The 21,795-nt window shown below is 62.0% G+C and carries 13 protein-coding genes and 1 pseudogene; 2 read left to right on the forward strand and 12 right to left on the reverse strand.

Annotation, left to right across the window (positions count from 1 at the left end; all coding sequences use genetic code 11):
- Window positions 1–9 precede the first annotated feature (9 nt).
- The 8 genes from KU43P_RS04345 to KU43P_RS04380 form a co-directional block, all read right to left on the reverse strand.
- Complete coding sequence (locus KU43P_RS04345) at window positions 10–3,102, reverse strand: multidrug efflux RND transporter permease subunit (RefSeq protein ID WP_317661211.1); 3,093 nt, start codon at window positions 3,100–3,102, stop codon at window positions 10–12.
- Window positions 3,099–4,262 carry an efflux RND transporter periplasmic adaptor subunit gene (locus KU43P_RS04350; protein ID WP_317661212.1) on the reverse strand — a complete coding sequence of 388 codons (1,164 nt, stop codon included), beginning with the start codon at window positions 4,260–4,262 and terminating at the stop codon, window positions 3,099–3,101. Before KU43P_RS04350 ends, KU43P_RS04345 begins: the two co-directional genes overlap by 4 nt.
- Before the next feature lie 225 nt (window positions 4,263–4,487).
- Window positions 4,488–5,222 (reverse strand): YkgJ family cysteine cluster protein, encoded by a 735-nt coding sequence (locus KU43P_RS04355; RefSeq protein ID WP_317661213.1) that lies wholly within the window; start codon window positions 5,220–5,222, stop codon window positions 4,488–4,490.
- Window positions 5,219–5,530, reverse strand: coding sequence for a hypothetical protein (locus KU43P_RS04360; RefSeq protein WP_317661214.1), 312 nt, complete (start codon window positions 5,528–5,530; stop codon window positions 5,219–5,221). Before KU43P_RS04360 ends, KU43P_RS04355 begins: the two co-directional genes overlap by 4 nt.
- Window positions 5,531–5,629: 99 nt before the next feature.
- On the reverse strand, window positions 5,630–6,529 hold the full coding sequence (locus tag KU43P_RS04365) for a chemotaxis protein (RefSeq protein ID WP_317661215.1): 900 nt from the start codon (window positions 6,527–6,529) through the stop codon (window positions 5,630–5,632).
- Window positions 6,530–6,622: 93 nt separating this feature from the next.
- The gene (locus KU43P_RS04370; protein WP_317661216.1) at window positions 6,623–7,870 is read right to left on the reverse strand and encodes an autotransporter outer membrane beta-barrel domain-containing protein; all 1,248 of its coding nucleotides are present in this window, start codon (window positions 7,868–7,870) and stop codon (window positions 6,623–6,625) included.
- The gene (locus KU43P_RS04375) at window positions 7,867–8,862 is read right to left on the reverse strand and encodes a hypothetical protein (RefSeq protein ID WP_317661217.1); all 996 of its coding nucleotides are present in this window, start codon (window positions 8,860–8,862) and stop codon (window positions 7,867–7,869) included. The genes KU43P_RS04370 and KU43P_RS04375 overlap by 4 nt, the downstream gene beginning before the upstream one ends.
- 127 nt (window positions 8,863–8,989) lie before the next feature.
- Complete coding sequence (locus KU43P_RS04380) at window positions 8,990–11,581, reverse strand: autotransporter outer membrane beta-barrel domain-containing protein (RefSeq protein WP_317661218.1); 2,592 nt, start codon at window positions 11,579–11,581, stop codon at window positions 8,990–8,992.
- A gap of 329 nt (window positions 11,582–11,910) precedes the next feature.
- Here KU43P_RS04380 and KU43P_RS04385 point away from each other — a divergent pair, with 329 nt between their 5' ends.
- Window positions 11,911–14,280, forward strand: coding sequence for a hypothetical protein (locus tag KU43P_RS04385; RefSeq protein ID WP_317661219.1), 2,370 nt, complete (start codon window positions 11,911–11,913; stop codon window positions 14,278–14,280).
- A 60-nt stretch (window positions 14,281–14,340) separates the two neighbouring features.
- On the opposite strand, the pseudogene KU43P_RS04390 reads toward KU43P_RS04385, so the two are convergent.
- A pseudogene (locus KU43P_RS04390) lies at window positions 14,341–14,529 on the reverse strand (secretion protein HlyD); the annotation flags it as partial.
- A 389-nt stretch (window positions 14,530–14,918) separates the two neighbouring features.
- Here KU43P_RS04390 and KU43P_RS04395 point away from each other — a divergent pair.
- The gene (locus tag KU43P_RS04395; RefSeq protein ID WP_317661220.1) at window positions 14,919–16,895 is read left to right on the forward strand and encodes a hypothetical protein; all 1,977 of its coding nucleotides are present in this window, start codon (window positions 14,919–14,921) and stop codon (window positions 16,893–16,895) included.
- Window positions 16,896–16,994: 99 nt separating this feature from the next.
- Here KU43P_RS04395 and KU43P_RS04400 read toward each other — a convergent pair whose 3' ends face one another.
- The 3 genes from KU43P_RS04400 to KU43P_RS04410 are packed head-to-tail and all read right to left on the reverse strand — an operon-like array spanning window position 16,995 to window position 21,771.
- A complete protein-coding gene (locus KU43P_RS04400) occupies window positions 16,995–18,179 on the reverse strand; it encodes an HlyD family type I secretion periplasmic adaptor subunit (RefSeq protein ID WP_317661221.1) in 1,185 nt (394 codons plus the stop codon).
- The gene (locus KU43P_RS04405) at window positions 18,176–20,341 is read right to left on the reverse strand and encodes a type I secretion system permease/ATPase (protein ID WP_317661222.1); all 2,166 of its coding nucleotides are present in this window, start codon (window positions 20,339–20,341) and stop codon (window positions 18,176–18,178) included. Before KU43P_RS04405 ends, KU43P_RS04400 begins: the two co-directional genes overlap by 4 nt.
- Window positions 20,338–21,771 carry a TolC family outer membrane protein gene (locus tag KU43P_RS04410; protein ID WP_317661223.1) on the reverse strand — a complete coding sequence of 478 codons (1,434 nt, stop codon included), beginning with the start codon at window positions 21,769–21,771 and terminating at the stop codon, window positions 20,338–20,340. Before KU43P_RS04410 ends, KU43P_RS04405 begins: the two co-directional genes overlap by 4 nt.
- Between the last annotated feature and the right edge of the window lie 24 nt (window positions 21,772–21,795).

The following is a 21,795-nucleotide window of genomic DNA, read 5'->3' on the forward strand; positions in this document are numbered from 1 at the left end:
GGTCTTGTCTCAGCTGGCACTCGGCGCGGCCGCGGGGGCCGCCTGGCGGCGATGGAACAGGCGCTCCAGGGCCAAGTATATGACCGGGGTGGTAAACAGCGTCAGCGCCTGGCTCACCAACAGGCCGCCGACCACGGCGATGCCCAGCGGCTGGCGCAGCTCGGCGCCGGTGCCGAAGCCGAACATCAGCGGTAGCGCACCGAGCAGGGCCGCCAGGGTAGTCATGATGATCGGGCGAAAGCGCACCAGGCAGGCCTGGCGGATCGCCTGCTCCGGTGTCATGCCCTGGTGGCGCTGGGCCTCGAGGGCAAAGTCGATGAGCAGGATGCCGTTCTTCTTGACGATGCCGATCAGCAGCACCACGCCGATCAGGCCCATGATGCTGAAGTCCTGCCCGCTGCCCCAGAGCAGGATGATCGCGCCTAGGCCTGCCGAAGGCAGCGTGGAGATGATGGTCAGCGGGTGGACGAAGCTCTCGTAGAGCACCCCGAGGATGATGTACACCGCCACCAGCGCGGCGAGGATCAGGTAGGGCTGGCTCGACAGCGAACTCTGGAACGCCTGGGCGGCGCCCTGGAAGTTGCCGGCGATGGAGTCGGGCATGCCCAGTTCGCGCTGGGTGCGTTCGAGGATCTGCACCGCATCGCCCAGGGCCACCCCAGGCGCCAGGTTGAACGACAGGTTGGCGGCCGGGAACAGGCCGTCATGGCTGATCGACAGTGGCCCGGTACTGGGCGGCGCAACGTGCGCCAGGGCTGACAACGGCACCATCTCGTTGGTCAGCGGCGAGCGCAGGTAGAAGAAGTTGAGGCTCTCGGCCTTGCCACGGTGGCGGGCATCCAGCTCCAGGATCACTTTGTACTGGTTGGTCTCGGTCTGGAATTCGCTGATCTGCCGTTGGCCGAAGGCATCGTACAGCGCCTGGTCGACGTCGGTGGTGGTCAGGCCGAAGCGCGCTGCGGCCTGGCGGTCGATGTCGATGCGGGTGACGCTGGCGCCCAGTTGCAGGTCGTTGGACAGGTCGCGCAACGCCGGGTTTTCCTTCAGGCGATCAGTCAGGCGCTGGGTCCACAGGTTGAGGGCGACCCCGTCATTGCTCTTGAGCACGTACTGGTACTGGGTACGGGACGGGCCCGAGCTGAGGTTGATGTCCTGGCCGGCGCGCATGTACAGGACGATGCCCGGCACCTGGGCGAGTTTCGGGCGAATCCGGTCGATCCATTCGCTGGCCGACACGTCGCGCTCGCCGCGGGGCTTGAGCGAGATCCAGAAGCGGCCGTTGGCGATGGTCTGGTTGCTGCCGGTGACCCCGACCGAGTGCGAAAAGGCGCGTACGGCCGGGTCATCGCCGATGATCTTCGCCAACGCCAGGTGCTTTTCGATCATCGAGGGATAGGACACGTCCGCTGCCGCTTCGGTGGTGCCGAGGATGAAACCGGTATCCTGCAGCGGGAAGAAGCCTTTCGGAATGCCGACATAACCGGCAACTGCCAACGCCAGGGTGATGCCGAATACGCCGAGGGTGAGGCGCCGATGAGCCAACGCCCGGTCCAGGCCTTTTTCGTACCAGCACAGCAGGCGCGGGCCGAATCCGCCAGCATGCTCGCCGGGGGGGCGGCGCATGAGCATAGCTGCCAGGGTCGGGGCGAGGGTCAGCGACACCACCACCGAAATCAGGATGGTGGCCGTGGCGGTGAGGGCGAACTCCTTGAACAACCTCCCGACCACGCCGCCCATGAACAGCAACGGGATAAAGGCGGCGATCAGCGAGAAGCTGATCGACACCACGGTGAAGCCAATCTCGCCGGCGCCCTTGAGCGCCGCGGTGCGGCTGTCATCGCCGGCCTCCAGGTGGCGGTGGATGTTCTCCACCACGACGATGGCGTCATCGACCACGAAGCCCACGGCGATGACGATGGCTACCAGCGTCAGGTTGTTGAGGCTGAAACCCAATACATACATCAGTGCGCAACTGGCGATCAGCGACACCCCGAGCACGCTGGAGACGATGAAGGTGGCCGACCACTGACGCAGGAACAGCGCCATTACCCCGATCACCAGCGCCACGGCGATCATCAGGGTCAGTTCCACCTCGTGCAGCGAGGCGCGGATGGTCTGGGTGCGGTCCTGCAGTACCGACACCTCGACCGAGGCCGGCAGCATTTCCTGCAGGCGGGGCAGGGCGTCGAGCACGCGGTCCACGGTGTCGACGATGTTGGCCCCGGGTTGGCGGAAGATCACCAGGTTCAGCCCCGGCTGGTCGCCGGACCAGGCCTTGACGTAGGCGTTCTCGGCGCCGTTGATCACCTTGGCCACATCGGCCAGGTGCACGGGCGCGCCATTACGGTAGCTGACGATCAGCTTGGCGTAGTCCTCAGGGTGGAACAGCTGGTCGTTGGCGGCGATGGTCGACACGCTGTGCTCGCCATACAGCGCCCCCTTGGCCAGGTTGAGGCTGGTCTGCTGGATGGCCAGGCGCACATCGGCCAAGGTCAGGCCGATGGCCGCGAGCTTCTCCGGCTGCGCCTGGACCCGGATTGCCGGGCGCAGTTGCCCGGTGATGTTGATCAGGCCGACGCCGTCGATCTGGCTGAGCTGGCGGGCGAGCAGGGTTTCGGCGTAGTCGCTGAGCTCGTTGCCGGGCATCTGCGCCGAGCTGACGGTGAGGATCAGCACCGGGCTGTCGGCCGGGTTGACCTTGCGCCAAGTAGGCGGGCTGGGCAGGTCCTGGGGCAGGCGTGCGGTGGCGGTGTTGATCGCTGCCTGGACTTCCTGGGCGGCGGTGTCGATGTTCTTGTCGAGGGTGAACTGCAGGATCAGCGTGGTCGAGCCCAGGGCGCTGCTGCTGGTCATCTGGGTCATGCCGGGGATGGCGCTGAACTGCACCTCCAGGGGCGTTGCCACCGACGAGGCCATGGTTTCGGGGCTGGCGCCGGGCAACTGGGCGGTGACCTGGATGGTCGGGAAGTCGGCTTCGGGCAGCGGTGCCACAGGGAGGCGCGGGAAGGCGATGGCGCCCAGCAGCACCAGGGCGAAGGTCAGTAGCAGGGTGGCGATGGGGTGGTCGATGCACCAGGCCGAGACGCCGTTGCGGGTGTTCATGGCTGGCTCCTGCGGTCGGCCATCTCGGCCGGTGCCGGTGCATCCGGGGTGATCTCGATGCGCGCGCCCGGCTTGAGGCGTGACTGGCCGTCGAGCACCAGACGGTCACCGGCTTTGACCCCGGCGACGATATTCAGCGTGCTGTCCTGGTACAGCACCTTGACCGGCACGTTGGTGACCTTGTCGCCGTCGACGCGGTAGACGAAGTGGCCATCGATGCTGCGCTGCACCACCGGCGGCGGCACCACCAGGGCGTTTTCGTCCAGCGCCGTGCGCAAGCGCACGGTGACCAGTTGCCCTGGCCACAGTCGGCCGTCCTTGTTGTCGAACTCGGCTTTCACCCGCACGGTGCCGGTGTTGGCGGAAACCTGGTTGTCGATCAGGGCCAGGTGGCCTTCGCCAAGCAGGCCGCGTTCGCCGTCGGCATCCATGTAGGCCTCCACCAACGCGGGTGAGGGTGCCTTGAGCAGGGTTTGCAGGGTCGGCAGCATCTGTTGCGGCAGGGAAAACTCCACAGCGATCGGGTCGATCTGGGTAACGCTGAACAGGCCCTGGGTATCGGTGGTACGCACCAGGTTGCCGGGGTCGACATTGCGGATGCCTACGCGTCCTGTCACCGGGGAACGGATTTGAGTGTAGGAAAGCTGCACTTGTGCATTGGCGATGGCCGCCTGGTTGCCCTTGACCGTGGCCTGTAGCTGGTTGACCAGCGCCTGTTGCTGGTCGAGGGTCTGCTTGGACACACCGTCGTCGGTGCTAAGCAGCTTGTAGCGCTTGAGGTCGACCCCGGCCACTTGGATCTGTGCCTGGCTCTGGCCGAGCTGGGCACGGGCCTGGTCGAGCGAGGCGCGGATGCTGCGATCATCCAGGGTGGCGAGCAGGTCGCCTTCCTTGACCCACTGGCCTTCCTTGACCAGCACCTGGGTCAGCACGCCCTCGACTTGTGGCCTGATCTCGACACTGTGCAACGACAGCACCGAACCGATGGCGCTGGCGTAGCGCGGTACGTCCTGCTGGGCGACGTTGACCACCCGCACCGGGATGGCGGTTTGCGCGCGATTGGCTGGCGCCTCGTGCCGCTGGCCGTACCAGATGCCCAGGGCTGCCAGGGCAAGCAATGCGGTGGTGGCCAGGAGGAGAGAGCGGGAAGGACGTCGCATCGGTGCGGGCACCTTGGCCAAGAGGATGGGAAACGGTTGTCTGTACTGAAGCTTATAGCCCCACAACCCGGTCGGCAGCGTGACGGCTGGCTGACAGCGCTGACAGTTTCGCAGGGTGGAGTGTCAGGAGCGGCCCTATCGCCGGCAAGCCGGCTCCCCCAGGTACACCACAGTTCTCGACATTGTGGGAGCCGGCTTGCCGGCGATAGGGCCGGCCCTGGCTCCCTAGAATCCGATGAAGGCGTAATAGACCGGTGTTTCGCCAGTCGTCCGCATGCCAAGCGCATGCAGCGCCCCTGCCAAGCCTTCATCGCTCACGTGCAAGGTCCACGCTGCACCGTCGCCCACTGGCATCTGCTGCAACGCCGTCGCGAACGCCGCCATCTCCGGCAGGTAAGCGGTAAACCCATTGCCCTTGAGCGCGCTGCAGGTCATCCCCAACGCCTCACATATCGCCACCTTGGCCGCGATGTCGTCACGGTCGGCCTGGCGCGAGGCCTGTACCAAGGCCGCCAGCTGCGGGTCGACTGGTTGTGCGCCGTGAATCAGCTCAGGGCCTTGTTCCCAAGCTTCAGGCGGGCAGTCCTTGTTCTCCGGCCGCAGTGGAATGTGCGGGTTGATCTCCACGGGATAAATACGACAGACCAACGGCCGAGTTTCGTAGATGGTGCACAGGTCGTTATCGTCGAGGTTGCGGCAGCGCCCGGGGTTGAACGCGGCAAAGGTCACCGCGACCCGCACCTCGCCGTCACCGCAAGGCACCGGGTGAGAGCGGCGCAACACATGCTCGCGCTGGTCAGCCGGCATGCCTGGGCCATCGACCACGAACGCCTCGATCAATACCACCACCTGGCCACCGGAGGCTGCCCACTGGCGCGCCTCGTCTAGCGTCAGTGGCACATGGTGGCCGGTGCAGCACTTACCGCAACCGGTACAGGCAAAGCGCAGGTTTTCGCTCACTTGGCGTCCGGGTTCCATTCGCTGACGAAGGCGCGCTGCTGCTGGCGGTCGTACAGGCACAACTCGGTGCCGGTGCGTTGCTGCATGTGCTTCTGCGGGTATACGCCTTCGACCAGCAGGGCGCTGAAGCCGACCTGGTCATCGAACTCTGCGGGTTTGCCGCGGGCGTGGGCATCCTTGAACTGGCTGGCTGCAAGGCATGCCTTGAGCATCTGTTGACGCTGCTCGTTCCAGGCCTGGCTGCTCGAGGCCTGAGCAATTGTGCTGAAGAGGGTGCAAGCGATCAGGAGGGAGCTGAAGTACTTCATGACACGGTTCCGACGAAGATCCGAGGGGCGCGAATTATGCCCGAGTCATCCCTGGCCATGGGCCAGGGAGTTTGTCGCTGAATATAACAACACGGATTTTCAGCGCTCGGCAAATACCACGGTGCGGGCGGCGACCACCAGGCAGTCGGTGAGCTCGGGCGAAGAGAACTTGGTGAGGATCGCATTGGCCCCGGCCAGTCTCGCCTTCTCGGCGCTCATCACGCTGTCCAGCGAGGTGTGCAGCAGGATGTAGAGGTGCTGGAAGTCCGGGGTCTCGCGCAGGGTGCGGGTGAAGGCGTAGCCGTCCATCTCCGACATCTCGATGTCGGACACGATGATGTTGATTTCCTGGGCGGTGCCCTGCAGCTCCAGCAGCACGTTGATCGCATCCTTGGCGCTGCGTGCGGTGTGGCACTCGATACCGAGGTTGCGCAAGGTGTGCACCGACTGTTGCAGCGCCACCTGGCTGTCGTCCACCACCAGGATGTTGGCGGCGGCCAGCAGGCTGGCGTCTTCTTCGTTGAGTTCGCCAGGGTGCGCCACCGGTTCTGGCGGGGCGATGGCGTGGATGACCTTTTCGATGTCCAGCACCTGCACCAGGTTGTCGTCCACCCGGGTTACACCGGTGATGTACGAGCGGTTGCCTGAGCCGTAGGGCGGCGGTTTGATGTCGGTGCTCAGGCAGTGGACGATGCGGCTCACGGCCTGGACATGCAGGCCCTGGCGCGAACGGCTGATCTCGGTGACGATCAGACAGCCGCCGTCGGGGTCGGCCAGCGGCCGTTCGCCGATGGCGCGGGACAGGTCGATCACCGACAGCGAGTTGCCGCGCAGGGTGGCCACGCCTTTCACATGGGGGTGCGATTCGGGCAGCTTGGTCAGCGGCGGGCAGGGGATGATCTCGCTGACCTTGAGCAGGTTGATTGCCATCAGCTTGCCGCTGCGCAGGGTGAACAGCAGCAGGGACAGCGAGTCCGCGCGAGCGTTTTGCGTGGCCATGGGGACCTTCGTGGGAAACGGGGGATGACAGGCTATCGGCCTCGGCGGGCCAGGCTTTAGGCAAAAAGAAGGGGCCTTGCGGCCCCTCAAATGTCAGAAGTTGTAACGTACGCCAAGATTCACACCCCAGGGCTGTTCGATGTTGTTGCCTTTCATGTAATCGAAACCGGCATTGATCTGCACGGTGTCGGTCACCTGCGCGGCGACCCCTGCGCCGAGCTCCATGCGGCTGCCCGACAGGTCGTTGTCGAACGTGTTGCCGTTGACCTTGACCTGGTTGTTGCGGGCGAACTCATGGGCTGCGGCCACCTTCACGTAGGGCTGCACGAAGCCGCCATCACGCAATGGGAAGGTGCGACCGACATGGGTCCCGACCTTGCCCAGCATCGAATCGGCACTGTGGCTGCTGGCACGCATGCCGTTGTCCAGGCTGTAGCTGGCGCCGTCCACCCACAGCACGGAGGCTTGGGCGAACGGTTCGACGAACCACTGATCGTCGAGCTTGATGTGCTTGCCCACTTCGACCGAGGCGCCGATACCGTTGTTGCTGTAGTCGCCTTTGGCCTTGCGACCATCGCTCATGCGCACATCCGACTTGTTCTGGAAGCGGTTGGCCTTGATCAGCGCGTCGATGTACAGGCCGTCGTCCGCCAGCCAGGTGGTGTAGGCACCCAGGTAGAAGCTGTCGACCTTGCCGGTGGTTCCGCCCGAGAGATCGAGGTCCGAACGGCTGTAACCGCCCATCACGCCTACCAGCCACTGACCATTACCCGAAGGCATCGGTGCATCGGCACCAAAGGCGATGCCTTGCTGGACCTGGTCATAGGCCGCGCCGGCACCCGCCGCCACCTTGTATTTGTTGCCGTAGCTACGCAGCCAGCCGCCACCTTGCTCCTGACCATTGCGCAACTCACCCATGCGCCCGCGCAAGGTGGTCGATTCGCCGTACCATACGGTCGGCGCGGCGCTGAACAGGCCGGTGACCGAGCGGGCGCCGGGGGTGGTGGTGTTGCCCTTGCGCACCAGGAACCAGTCATCGCCGCGCTGCTCCAGTTCATAGGCGAAGGTGCCGAAGTCCACCTGCCCGCCGATCAGGCCGAATTGCGAGGTACTGCCTTCGCCGGTGTGCACCACCTGGTGGGCGGCCACGTCTGTGCTCGGGTCGGTACCGGTGTTGGCCACCAGCAGTTGGTGATTACCGCTGGCCTTGCCGGTGACATCGAGGAAGTCGCCTTGCTGGCTGGCCAGGTCAGTGCCGAGCATGAAGGTGCCGTTGCCGGACAGCTCGCCCAGTTGCAGGCGGCTGAAGCCGGTGCTGCCCTCGGTACCGCGCAGGTTCACTGTGCCCCGGCGAGGTTCAGGCTGTCGATGCTGGAGTCGCCGGTCATGATCCATGAAGAACTGCCGTCGATGGACAAGGAGTGAGCGTTCTCGATGCTGCCGGTCAGGCTGGACTGATTGGCGAAGCTCAGGTCGAGGCTGGCACCTTGCTCGGCGACGATGTTGCCGGTCAGGTGGCTGTTGTTGACGAGGGCATTGGCGCTGGCGCCTTCGGCCACTTCCAGGATGACGCCATTACCGGCCGAGAGCGTCGAGCCGTTGTTGATCTCGATGTAGGCGGTCTCGTTATTGGTAGCGGGTTGTATGACCTTGATGGCACTGCCCTGACGTCCCACCACGGCAGATTGATCGAGCACCAGCGTCGCACCCTGCTCTTTAGACCCGGTGAAACTCGAGAAAAGCACCACGCCGTTGTTGTCGCCCGATACCACGCTACCGTTGCGCACGAAAGCAGTGGCGCCTGCCACTACCACCCCGGCGCCGCCCGTCACTGCGCCGCTGCCAGGCCCTCCGGCGTATCCGTCGACCTGGGTGTTGCTCAGGTCCAGTATCGCGCTGCTGGTCACATTGATGCCGCGGCCAACGCCTGACACGGTACTGTTGCTGATGCGCGCCGTGGAGGCCTCTGCCCCGATGAGGGTGATGCCGAACGCTGTGGCATCGGGTTTTGAGGGGTCGACGGTGGCAACGATGGTGCTGCCATCGATGACGGCGTGGCTGTTGCTCAGGGTGAGGGCATGAATACCGACCGAGTCGATCCTGCCCTGCTGCATGTTCACGCGGGAACCCTGAGCGGCAAAGATCCTGTTGGTCCTGCCGCCTGGCAATACATTGAGGGTGGCCCTTCTTTCCAGTTCGTAGCGCGTGACGGGGCTGCCTTCACGTACGGTGTAGGAACTGTTAGGTGGAAGGATGATGGTTTGGTTGGCCAGTACGGGAGACACTGAAGCAATCCCGAAGGCAACCAACGTGCAGGCTTTCACAGGGTTCATGGGCGTTCTCGGTTAAAAAATCGAGGCGCCATTTGACCGGAAAGAGTTACGAGATCCCGCAGGAAAACACTGATTAGGTTGTAAGAAAAGCCCTCAATAATGTACGCGTGGTTGCATCTTCAGCGGATCACCAGGCGAACTGAAGCCCAACATTCACGCCCCACGGTTGTTCGATGTTCTTGCCGTCGCTGTAATCGATGTCGGCGTGCAGCTGCAGTACGTCAGTGAGTTGTGCGGCAACCCCGGCACCGACTTCCCCTCGGCTCCCGGACAGGTCGTCATGGAAAGTCGTGCGATTCACGTTGACCTCATTGTTGCGCGCGAACTCGCGGGCCACTGCCAGCTTCACATAGGGTTGCACGAACCCCCCTTTGTCCAGTGGCAGCGTTCGACCGATGTGCGTACCGAATTTCCCAAGCAATGAATCGGCGCGATTGCTGTCGGCCTGCAGGCCATTGTCCAGTTCATAGTGCTCACCCTCTACCCACAGCGCCGATACTTGCAGGTAAGGCTCGATGAACCAGCCGTCATCGAGCGTGAAGTGTCGACCGGCTTCGATCGATCCGCCCACGCCATAGTTGTCATAGTTGCCCTTGGACTTTTCCCCATCGCTCATTCGCGCATCGGCCTTGTTGTCGAAGCGGTTGGCTTTGAGGATTGCATCCAGGTAGTAGCCGTTGTCTGCGAGCCAGGTCGTGTAGAGGCCTACGTAGTAACTATCGACACGGCCGTTGCTGCCCTGCTGCATGTTCAACTCAGAGTTGCTGTAGCCAGCCAGCAGGCCGCCCAGCCATTTGCCCTGTTGGCTTGGCAGCGTGGTATCGACACCCAATGACACACCCTGCTGGATCTGTTCGTAGTTGACCTGGTCGTCGGCCGAGACGCGATACTTGTTGCCATAGGTGCGTGCCCAGAATCCACCCTGGCCGTAACCTTTCCTCAATTCACCCATCCGGCTGCGCAGCGTGCTGAGTTCGCCATACCAGACCGTCGGCGCTGCACTGAACAGGGCAATGGCAGTTTGCGTGCCAGGAGAAATGATTGGAATTGAATGCTGCGCTAGATACCAATCGGTACCTTGTTGCTCCAGCTCGTAGGAAAAGGTGCCGAGGTCTACCAGCCCATTGCTGCCGAGCAGGGCGAAGCGGGCGTTGCCGCCTTCGGTATGCACCACCCGTTGCGCAAAATCATTGGCCGGTTCCACCCCGGTATTGACGATTGCCAGGCGATGGTTGCCTTCGGCCTGGCCTTCGATGTTCACCAGGTCGCCTTGGCCTTGTGCCAAGTTGGTACCCAGCACGAAGGTGCCGCTGCCTTCGAGTCCTGAAGCGGTGAAGGTACGGAATGCACCGTTACCACCGCGTAAATTGACGGTACCGCCATCGAGGCGCAAACCAGCCACCTTGGAATCGCCGACCATGTCGAAGGTCGACCCTGTCTGGATGACCGTATTGCCAACCTGATCGAGCGTGCCGGTCAGGTGCGAGCCATTGCTCAGGCTCAGGGTGCCCGGTGTGTTCACATCCTGGGTCATGTCCCCGGTCATACGGCTGTTGTCCAACGCCAGGCTTCCCACGTTGATGACCGAGCCAGTAAGGTTCGAACCCTGGTCAAGCGTCACCGCCGTGCTGCTACCGGACGCCGAGACCACATTGCCGCTCAGGCTGCTGGCGTCCAGGTGCAGGCTGCCGATGTTTTGCACATTGCCGCTCAGCGTCGAACCTGCCCGCAGGGTTGCCGTGGCAGTCGAACCTTCGGCTTGAATGAGGTTGCCGCTCACGTGGCTGGCATCCAGTGTCAGATTGCGAACATTGTTCAGATTACCGGTCAGGGAGGCGTTGTTGCTCATCAGCACATCCGCCACTGCACCATTGGCCACCTGGATATTGCCCACCAGGGTACTGGCATCGACCGTCAATTGCGCCTGTGCCACTCGATCGGGCAAGTCGCCGGGCAGGCCGACTTCCACCAGCGTGCCGTTGGCGGTCTGCAAGGATGACCCGTCACGGATTTCTATCGTGGCGAGCATGGGTTCACGGCCAAGATTGCTGACCACGATCGTGCTCCCGGTTTTCGATTCCAGGCTGGCGTGTTCCAGCACCAGATGCGGGTTTGCAGTGCCGGGTGAATTGGAAAACAGCCCTGCCGCCCAATTGCTGCCGGTGGCGGTGGTATCACGCAAGACAGCTTCGCCGCCAACCAGTGTTACGCCTAGTCCGCTGCCGGCAATGGAGCCGCCTACGGCACCGGTACCGGTGATGCGCGAGCCAATGACGGTTGCGCTGCTGCCGCCAGCGACATTCAGGCCACGGCCTGCTCCGCTGATCGTGGTGTTCTCCACGAGTACCGTCGAGCCCGGGATTGAATCGTCCACCCCTCTGACCACTGACAACGCCGTGTTTCTGTCGGAGATCACGGTGGAGTTGCGGACTGTGCCTTGGCTTTCCGTCAACACCACCGCGCGCAGGTTGCCGCCATTCACCGTGGCGCCGTCGAGCGTGAGGTTCGAGCCGGGGTTGGCGAGGATCCCAAGCGACTGGCCACCGGGCTCGATGGTCAGGCTGGCTGCATCCAGCGTCCAGCGCTCGACCGGGTCACCGGGGCGAACCGTGACGTTGCTACCGGGCGGCAGGTCGGCTGCGTACAAGGTGCCGGGAAAACCGATGCACAGGAGAAGTAAAAGAAATCGTTGTGAGGGTTCGCGGTCAATAACGTCCATGCTGGTTTCCCCATAAGCTCGTTGTTATACAGCCAAGACCTGGGTTACGTGTGGCCCATTCAATACCTTGATATTTACCCGCATTAGAGGCCGTGGGCTACCTGGTAAAAATGCTAGGTTACAGGCAAGTCGATGCGAACTAGCATCATCCTAAGCGTTACCCGTGGGGTATCGCCGATCTTCCGCCAATACCCGACTGGGTCATTACACGTCGCGTGATGCATGGCGCTTGAATATTAACGTCTCACCTTAAAGGATGGTGTCAGATGAACGCTCCAATTCGACTTTCAAAAAGTAGTGCGCCACGACATAGTGGGATCTCACCCTTAATGTTGGACAGCCTTGTTGTCCCGGACCGTGATCCGATTCGTGGGATCATTCCAATCGAAAAGTTGGCCGCTGATTTGCTGGTAGAGGTGCCCAAGGGGGCAGAATTCAGGAACTCGTTATCTATTCAACTATTCATCAATAATGATTTCGGAGATCCGGATAACCATATTGGTGAACCGGTTAATCTTGAGTCGTATGATTTGAGCGACCCCACCCTTATCAAGTTTGATCTTTATTACAAGACTACCGAATTCCCTGGACAGGGTATGAATACCACAGTTTCATTGAACTATTACCTTTTCGACACGGACTCGGAGCATGGCGAGGCGGCCGGCGTACCTGTCATGGTACGCTTCGATCGCCAATTTGCAGGCGGCGACGAGCTACCGCCGATTGCCTTTACTGATGATCAACTCAGTGGCATCACCGCCAGCGATCTCGATGACGATGGTAAATTGAACGTGATCATCGATCCTTACCACCTTGGCGAAGAATCTGACGTCGTTGAATTGTGGCTCGGCGACAGCGCGGCCAGTGGCAGCTACCTGGCACCGACTTACACCGTGACTGATCCGAAAATGCAGCTTCCGGTCAGTTTCACGCGGGAACAATTAGACGCCGTTGGCGATGCTCAGGCGATGTACTTCGGTTATCGCGTGACCGACTTTGCGGGTAATGAGAGCCCGCTGTCCAACGTGACGGCGATCGATGTCTTCATCAACTTGCCGTCCCTCGAAGCACCCGTGGTACCTGAGGCAGCAGACGGCCTGGTGACTTACAACGATGCTATCCCCAGTGTGGCCGTGGAGATTCCGCGTTACGACGGTGCAGCGCTTAATGACAGGATCGTCGTAGTCTGGGGGGGCTTGCCGATTGACCACTATGAGTTGACCCAAGCCGATATTGATCGTGACCCAGACTTGCCCGTGGCCTTCATCGAAGTGCCCTATGCCACCGTGGCTACGGCGGGTGATGGTGCGGCCATCCCAGTGCTCTATCAGATGACTCGGGGCGTTAATCCAATGCAGGAATCGCCGCCAGTCGATGTGCCGGTTAACCTGAGAACACCTGGCGGCCCGGATCCCGATCCCAATCCAGAACTCCCAGAGCACGGCAATATCAGGTTGCCGTCTATTCTATGTGGAGCCAGCCCGGTCAATACCATCGAGCCGACGGATTTTGGCAAAGACGCAGTCGCTACAGCATACCGTCAAGGTACGGACAACAGTCCAATCTGGCTGGTGGGCGATGTTATCCAGATGCATTGGGGGACTATCTCGAACCCAGAGATCGCTTCGATCACGGTGATAGACTCCAATGAAGGCGCGAATATTCCGATTCCGATCCCCTTCACCGATGTGATAGAGGCCATTGGCGTAGGGAGCGTGGAGACTTGGTTCACGTTGACCCGCCAACTGCCTGTCGAGGGCGGGGGCAGCGTGCCAGTAACGGTCAGATCGCCCATCCAGAAAGTGCAGGTTACGTCATCAAATGCTTTGCCGGGTGATGGTAACCAGCTGGCGGCGGGTGATTTCTGGGAAAAAAGCGCCAGAAATATCATCAACGCGGAGGTTGGTGGTAGAGGTACCAGCGTGCGTATTCCGTTGACGGATGTTTCCAATATCGGCTTGGCCCTCAATCCAACGATCAGCTACAACTTCGTGGGGGTTGAAAGTGGGGATCAGAGTGGCCCTCCCACGCCTCCTGGTGCCGAGATCGAACAGTCCAGGATCACGGCAACCGATGTACCACTGGAGCAGTCGCATATTGACGATGGTTTCTTCGAGGTGGCGCTGCCTTATGCGATAACCTACTACATCTGTCGTAACGGTGCGAAGCTGAATTATTCCCTTGCCAACGACTTTGGTCGCAACAGCAATCATGTCGAAGCCTTCGTCCGATTCGCAATGAATGCGGCGGGCGGTCTTTGCAAGGTACCGACTTTCGCCAAAGCATCGGGTGTTATGGCGAGCATGACAGGCGCCCCTCCAAAGCACGCACTTCCGGACTCCGATAACAGCCTCCCTCCGATTGCCTTCACTGAGGAACAACGCAGCGGGATCAGTGAAGATGATCTGGAACAAGGTGTGCTGGTCGCTGCTGTCAACCCCTACTTCGGGGTCGCCAAGGGCGATGTCATCGAGCCTTGGGTCGGGACCAGCGAGGCGGAAAGCTCCGGCATTTATCTGAGCTCCAGTACGGTGGAAGATCCGGACAAGAAGACGCCGATCAACTTCGCCGGCGAGCGCATTCTGGCGGTGGGCAACAATCAGCGGCTTTACTTCGGCTATCGCGTGACTGACAAGGACGGCGAGGTCAGTGGGTTGTCGCGTTTGGTCGGGATCCAGGTGAACATCGAGTCCAAGTAGAAACTGAGTGTGAAAAAAGAGAGGGGCGAAAGCCCCTCTCCGTTTTTATCGATGTATGGACTAGCGCTCCCTCAAGGCTTCCCTCGTCCTTTCCATGGGCTTGATCAAGTAGTCCAGGATGGGGTTCTCGCCTGTTCTGATATCTAACGTGGCAATCATCCCCGGTACGATCGCAAAACGCTTGCCGGCCTTGTTCTGCAGGCTGTCCTGCTCGGTACGGATGAACCCCCGGTAATAGTAGACTGCCGGTCCCCGTTACTTTCCTGCAGCTGTAACTTCGATAACTCAGGCTTTACCCCATACGGCAGTAATCGAAACGTAAACCAGCTGATGATAAATACAACCTTGGTTTACCTGATGGAAGCGCTCGGTTTCGGTAACGGGCAGTGGGCGGGCGACCTTAGACGAAATCGGGTAGGAAATACTCATTTCAGGACTTTTTTCGACAGAGGTGGGCAATAAGCGTATTGCCAAGGGTTGTGGTTGTGAACTAGTAAAAATGCCAGGTTACGAAGTGCCCATTACTGGATAGATTTGAGGTACGCCACTGGGATGTGAAAGATCGTTGTTCTCCCAGTCGCCAATGCCGCACGCATGGGCCGCGCGGTCGTTTTTTTCACCCATGAAGAAGACCCACCATGAGCGCAGAAGAAAAGTTTCTTGATCAACTCAAGATTGCCGAAAAAAATGTGAGTTTCGACACGGACTCACCAGGCAACGAACGCAGTGGAAATCAACTCGAGAATGACTTGAACCCACTTGTGATCTCCGACATGGATTCACCGGGCAACGAACGCAAGGGCCTCGGTTGGAACGAGCTTTTCGATCCGACACGTCCCGTGCCGATGAGCGCACGTCTGCCAGAAGTCGTTCGCAAGGGCGACCACATCAGTTTGTTCTGGACCCTTACAAAGCCGCCCACCCCACCGCAGGAAGGCCCTGAGGAGGATCGGATTCAATTTTATGAATTGGATGAGGCCACTGTCGAGAGGGGATGGCTGAGTTTCGCCGCAACGCGTGAACTCATGAAAATCCCAGATGACCTCGTACTTGAACTTGTACGTAAACTGGAACCCGAGCATCACCCCAGGTTCCTGCAGGCTCTCAAACTTGAACGCCTGCCTGAACCCCCGGCAGTGCGTGAGTTTCCTGAACCGTTCTTTGGTTACTTCTACTATTCCATTTACGATCCAGAATCCGATGACCTCCGCTTTTCAAACTATCGTGAGGTACTGATCGACCTGCAAGTGCCTGGCGGTCTGGACCCCAGGCCTGAGACGCCGATCAATGAGTTCCTGAGTGCCCCTTTCATAGACCCTTCGAAAATCGAATCACCCGAAACGGAGGTAATGGTCACAGTAGAAGCGTGGGAGTTCATGCAAACTGGCGATGAACTGACGCTGGTCTGGAACGGGGTGCGCTCCAAGCGCGACCCACTTAAAGAGGGAGATGCCATCGGTGATCCAGTGGTCTTCAGAGTGCCTGCAGATATCATCGAGAGCGGCGGCAGCGGCGATAATTTGCTGGTTTATTACGAGATCCGTGACGAGGTACGGAACTACTCGCGCCCTTCGCCTCCTGCTTACGTAACGGTCGAAGACCCGAATGCCCTTGAGGCACCTGAGGTCGAAGGTGCAGAAAACCCTCCCTACCGGTTGGACCTGGATGCGTTGGATGGCGCTGATGTGGTCATTTTTCTCCCAGTCTATGACGGCTATGTGCGGGGTGATACGGTCACCATGCACTGGATCGGATTGACTGCCGATGCCGATGCCATGCCAGTGCCTTATGATTGGCCGGCCAGGATCATCAATAACACTCGCGACATGCTTTTCGAACTGCCCTTCGCACTGGCTGCCCTGGTGGTCAATGGTTCGGCAAACGTCTTCTACGAGTCGCAACCCGCCGCAGGGGGAGCGGCCAGGCCATCGAAAAGACGCTCTATCTCGATCGTCGGTAAATCCTTTGAATTGCTGCCACCTGTGCTGCAGGAGGCCGTTGGCGACATCATCGACCTCGCTGAGCTGACCGAAGAAGTGGTGCATGTACGCATTCCGTTGTATTCAGGTCAGCGGGAGGCCGATGAGGTTACCTTGTTCTGGACGGGGCAAGTGGGCGATGGCGAGGGCATGACCTGGAGTACAGAGCTGATAGTCCCGCCGGGCGGTGAAGAAACGGAGCTTGTGTTTGACGTCAGCTTGCCCTTCCTGGAGCCGCTGGTGACTGGCACGCTGACCTTGAGTTATTCGGTGTTCACCCCCGAATTTGATCTGCGGCGCTTGTCGAGTGAGGTCGTCTACAACGTGGTCGATAGCGGCGAGGTGCACTACCCAGCCCCAACCTGCGCCCAGTTGGAGGGCACTGGCGACGATGCCTTCTTGCCTTCCGACACGGCCATTGCGGTGTTCGATATACCCAATACCGCGCCGCTTCGCGATGGGGATCTGGTCACGCTTCATTTCGCAGCAGCGTCTGGTACGCCGCCGGCACCCGATATTCCAACCCAGGAATTCAAGGCGTTCCCGTTCCAATTCAGCGTGGCCAATGAAGACATTCTGCCTTTCGAAGAGGTGGACATGTCGGTGACTTACTCTGTCGAGCGCGGCAAGGGTTGAGAGGGCACTGTCGTTCGTCTCCCACAGGAACAGCACAGGCTCTGCCAATGTGCTCGTCCTGTGGGAGACGGCTTGCCGGCGATGGCCGCGCAGCGGCCCCTAGCGCTCGCGCAACGCCTCCCTGGCACGATTCAACGGCTTGATCAGGTAATCGAGAATGGTCTTCTCGCCGGTGCGGATATCCACCGTGGCGATCATCCCTGGCACGATGGCAAAGCGCTTGCCGGCCTTGTTCTGCAGGCTGTCCTGCTCGGTGCGGATGAACACCCGGTAGTAGTAGATTTCCGGCTTCACCTCATCCTGCAGGGTGTCTGGCGAAATACCCACCACCTTGCCATCCAACCCGCCATACACCGAGTAGTCGTAGGCGCTGATCTTCACCTTGGCCGCCTGGTCGGGGTGAATGAAGGCGATGTCCCGTGGTGCAATGCGGGTTTCGATCAGCAGTCGTTCGTCCATCGGTACGATCTTCATCACTTGCCCACCCGGCTGCACCACTCCGCCAAGTGTGTTGACCTCGATGTCCTTGACGATGCCGCGCACTGGCGAGCGCAGGGTCAGGCGCGACAACGAATCGCTGCGCCCGCGGATCACTTCCGACAGGCTGTCGGCCTCGGCGCTGGCCTTGGCTAGTTCTTCCCGGGCGCGCACCAGGTAGTCGGAGCGCGCTTCGTTGGCCTTGAGCTCAAGCTCAGAGCGCTGGCGGTTCAGGCGGATAACCTCGACGCGGCTGGAGGCGCCCATCTTGGCCAGGTTCTCGGTGATCTTCAGTTCGCTGCGCACCAGCCGCAGCGAGTCCTCGATGCCAGCGAGGGTCTGCTCCAGGCCGCGACGGCGGGTTTCATAAAGGGCGGTTTCGGCGTCGATCAGCTCGGGTGAGTCGCGCAGGCTGTCGGGGAAGCTCAACGGCTTGCCGGTGACCTCGGCGCGCAGCCGCGCCACGCTGGCTTTGGCCGCACGGTACTTGGCCTCGCTCTCGCCGACGCTGGAGGCGGTCTTGGTTGGGTCGAGCTGGGCCAGCACCTGGCCGCGCTCGACCAGGTCGCCCTCGGCCACGTTCATCTCGGCGACGATGCCGCCTTCGAACGACTGAATCACCTGCTCGCGCGAACTGGGAATCACCTTGCCGGTGCCGGTGGACACTTCGGTCACCTCGAACCAGGCAGCCCAGCCCAGGAATACGGCGAGCATCAGCGCACATAGGGTGATGATGCGGCCGGCGCGCAGCACCGCCTGGTCGTCCTGGCCGTCCAGGTAGGACGCGGGAAGTTCATGGTTGCTCATGCCTGGCCTCCTTGCAGTTTCGCCAGGGCGGCGTCACGGCTGTCGTCGACGACGATGCGCCCGCCATCCAGCACGATGATCCGTTCGACCCGCTGCAGCACGCTCAAGCGGTGGGTGGCGATTACCAGTGTGCGGCCTTGGCAGAAACGGTCGAGGTTGTCGAGCAGCTTGCGTTCGGTCATGTCGTCCAGCGAGGCGGTGGGTTCGTCCAGCAGCAGCACCTGTGGCTGGCGCACCAGCAGGCGTGACAGCACCAGGGCCTGGCGTTGCCCGCCCGACAGGCCCAGGCCGCCTTCGAGAATCAGGTGGTCCATGCCCTTGGGCAGGCGCCGGACAAAGTCCAGGGCGCCGGTGGCGGCCAGTGCGGCGACCAGCTCCTGATCACTGGCCTGGCCGGCACCGAGGGTGAGGTTCTCCCGCAGGGTGCCGTGGAACAACCGCGCGTACTGGGGCAGCAGGCCGACGTCACGGCGCAGGTCGGCCGGGTCGAGGTGGGCCAGGGCGATGCCGTCCAGGGTGATTTCGCCTTGCACCAGGTCCATGGCCCCGCCCAAGGCCTGCAGCAAGGTCGATTTACCCGCGCCATTACGCCCAAGTACAGCGATGCGCTCGCCCGGCTGGATGTCGAGCTGGCCGATGCTCAGCACCGGCGCAGCTTCGGCTTCATAGCGGAAGTTGGCCTGGCGCAGCTTGTATTCGCCGCGAATGGCAGGCAGGTGCACGCGGGCTTCGCCCTCGGGGTGGTCGACCGGCGACTGCATCAGCTTGTCCAGGCCCTGCAGCGCTACCTTGGCTTGCTGCCAGCGGGTGAGCACATGGGTGAGCTGGGCCAGTGGCGCCATCATCCGCGACGACAGCATCGACGCCGCCACCAGGCTACCGGTGGTGAGGTCGCCGGCAATCACCATGGGCGCACCGATGACGATGACCACCGCGAACACTGCGCCCTGCACGTTCTGGGTCCAGGTCACCAGCCCGTTGGTCAGGGTGCGCAGGTGCAGGCTGGTGTGGGCGCAGGCGGCGTTGTACTGGTTCCACTGCCGTTCGAAGCGTGCCTCGGCCTGCAGCGCCTTGATTTCGTCCAGGCCCTGGATGCTTTCCACCAGCATGGCATTGCGCAGGGACGATTCGCGCATCGAGGCGTTGGCCATGCGTGCCAGCCGGCGTTGGGCCAGCAGCCCCGGCAGTACCATTGCCAGCAGCGCCACCAGCGGAATGAGCACCAGTACCCCGCCGATCAGCCAGAACACGAACAGGAACAGCAGGAAGAACGGCAGGTCGGCCAGGGCCGTGGCGGTGCTGGAAGTTATCAGGTCGCGAATCGACTCCAGTTCGCGCAATTGCGAGATGAACGAGCCCGTGGACTTCGGCCGGGCCGAGTTGCGCAGGCGCAGGGCGTGGCCGTAGACCAGGTCCGATACGCGCAGGTCGGCGCGCTTGCCGAGCAGGTCGGTGACCTTCAGCCGCAGCAGGCGCATGCTGAAATCGAACACCAGCGCCAGCACCACGCCACCGAACAGCACGTACAGGGTCGGCAACGATTCCGCCGGGATCACCCGGTCGTACACCTGCATGGAAAACAGCACCCCGGCAAGGGCCAGCACGTTGGCCACCAATGAGGCGACCATCACCTGCCCATAGGGGCGCAGGTCTCGCAGCACGATGCGGGCGAACCAGTGGCGGTCATAGGGCGCGGTGTAGTCATCGGTGCGCACATCGCGCAAGGGCCGTGCCGGGCGCATCAGCGCCACCCGGTTGATCCGCCCGTCGAGCGCTGAACGCGGCAGGCGCGAGGTCAGGCGCTGGTCACCGGCGAACACCACGGCCAGTTCGTTTTCCTCGGTCACCGCTTCGACCACGGCCAGTTGGCCATCGTCGAGGTCCAGCACCAGCGGTGTGCGCCATTGCTTCAGACCCTTGGCGTCGAAGCGCACGAAGCGCAGCGCCAGGCCCGCCTGGCGTGCCATGTGGCGAAGAATCTCATCCAGTGGCCGGGCATCTTCAACCGCCGCTAGGCGGATGCGCTGGGGCGAGACGTCCAGGCGGTAGTGGTGGGCGACTTGGAGCATCACCTCCAGCCACGGCCCGAGGTCGGGGCGGTGGGCCGTCGCCTGCTCGGGGGGCTGCTGACTGGCCTGGCTCAGATTGACGGTATCGTTCATGGCTCGATCTCCACCCCTTGCAGGTTGCGCCCTTCCAGGCCAAAGGCGCTGCGCAGGGCGCCGGTGTTGTACAGGCAGTCGACATCCAGGCGCAGCAGGTCGGAGCGTGTGCCGGCGAGGTCGAAGCGTGACTGATAGATTTCCTGCTCGGCGTTGAGCAGGTCGAGCAGTGGTCGTGTGCCCAGGTCCAGGTACTGCCGACCGTAAAGCATACGGGCTTCCTGGATGCTGACCTGGCGTGCTTCCAGGGAACTGAGCCGGCGGCCCAATCCGGAGGTCTGCGCCATGGCTTCGGCCAGGCCTCGGCGTGCCTGCAGGCGCGCGGCGTCCTCGGCCGAGTCGGCGGACGTCAGCGCATGACCGGCGGCGCGGGTGCGGGCGCTGATGGCGCCACCCTGGTAGATGGGCACTTCGAGGTTCAGGTAGATGCCGGCCTGGGTCCGGTCGAGGCTGCGGTTGTCGCGGTTGTAATCGTTGTCCAGGTAGTGGTTGACCTGCGGTTGCAGCGAAAGGGTCGGATAGGCCTCGGCCTTGGCCTGGGCCAGTTCGGCCTTGGATTGCGCACGCAAGGCCAGGGCCATCAGCACGGCGGGCAGGCGGTCATCGCCATTGCCCGGGCGCTTGCAGGCCTGGTTCAGCTCCGGCGGCGTTTCTTCGGCCAGGGCCGGTGGCGACGCGCGGCCAAGCAGGGCAGCCAGTATCGAGCGCCAGCGCTGGTACTGCGCCTGGTATTCCTCCAGGGTGGCCCGTGCGCCTTCAACCCGCGATTCGGCCTGGACCACATCGGAGCGGGTACTGGCGCCCATGTCGCTGCGCTGGCGTGCCATGCCGGCAATGTCGTCGACACCGCGGATCTGGTCGCGGGCAATGACCATGAGTTGCTCGTAGCGGCGAGTTTCGATCCAGGCGTAGGCGGTATCGCGGGCGAGGTCATCGACCACCAGCAGGATGTTGGCCTGGGCCCTGGCAGCGGCGGCCTGGGCTGCGTCGACGGCGCTGTCGACCTTGCCGAAGTCGTACAGCATCTGTTTGAGCGACAGGTTCAGCGCCTGGCTGTTGCGGTCGCCGCCGTAGCCGCTGTCGTAACCGGTGCGGATACCGCCTGAAATCTGCGGGTAGTAGCCGGCGCGGGCAACGTTGATGCCTTCGCCCTGCTTGTACAGGTTGCCTATGGCCTCGGCGATGCTCGGGTGCCACTGCGCGGCAGCCAGTACCGCCTCGGCCAGCCCCAGGCGGTCCCCCTGGCCTGGAGCCAGGCCAGAGGGCGGGCGGGCAGGAATGGCGTCGGGAGCATCGCGCAACAGCGATGGCCCGATGGTACGCAATGCTGGGTCTATGTCGTCGGCTGCCGTGGCAACCGGGTGAGTGATCAGTAGCAGGAGCCCGAAGGCGCCCGGCAATAGCGGTGACAGCAGACTGCGTCGCTTCACGAAATTCCCTTACTGCCCGTTCGT

The sequence above is a fragment of the Pseudomonas sp. KU43P genome, from assembly GCF_033095865.1.
Lineage (GTDB): Bacteria > Pseudomonadota > Gammaproteobacteria > Pseudomonadales > Pseudomonadaceae > Aquipseudomonas.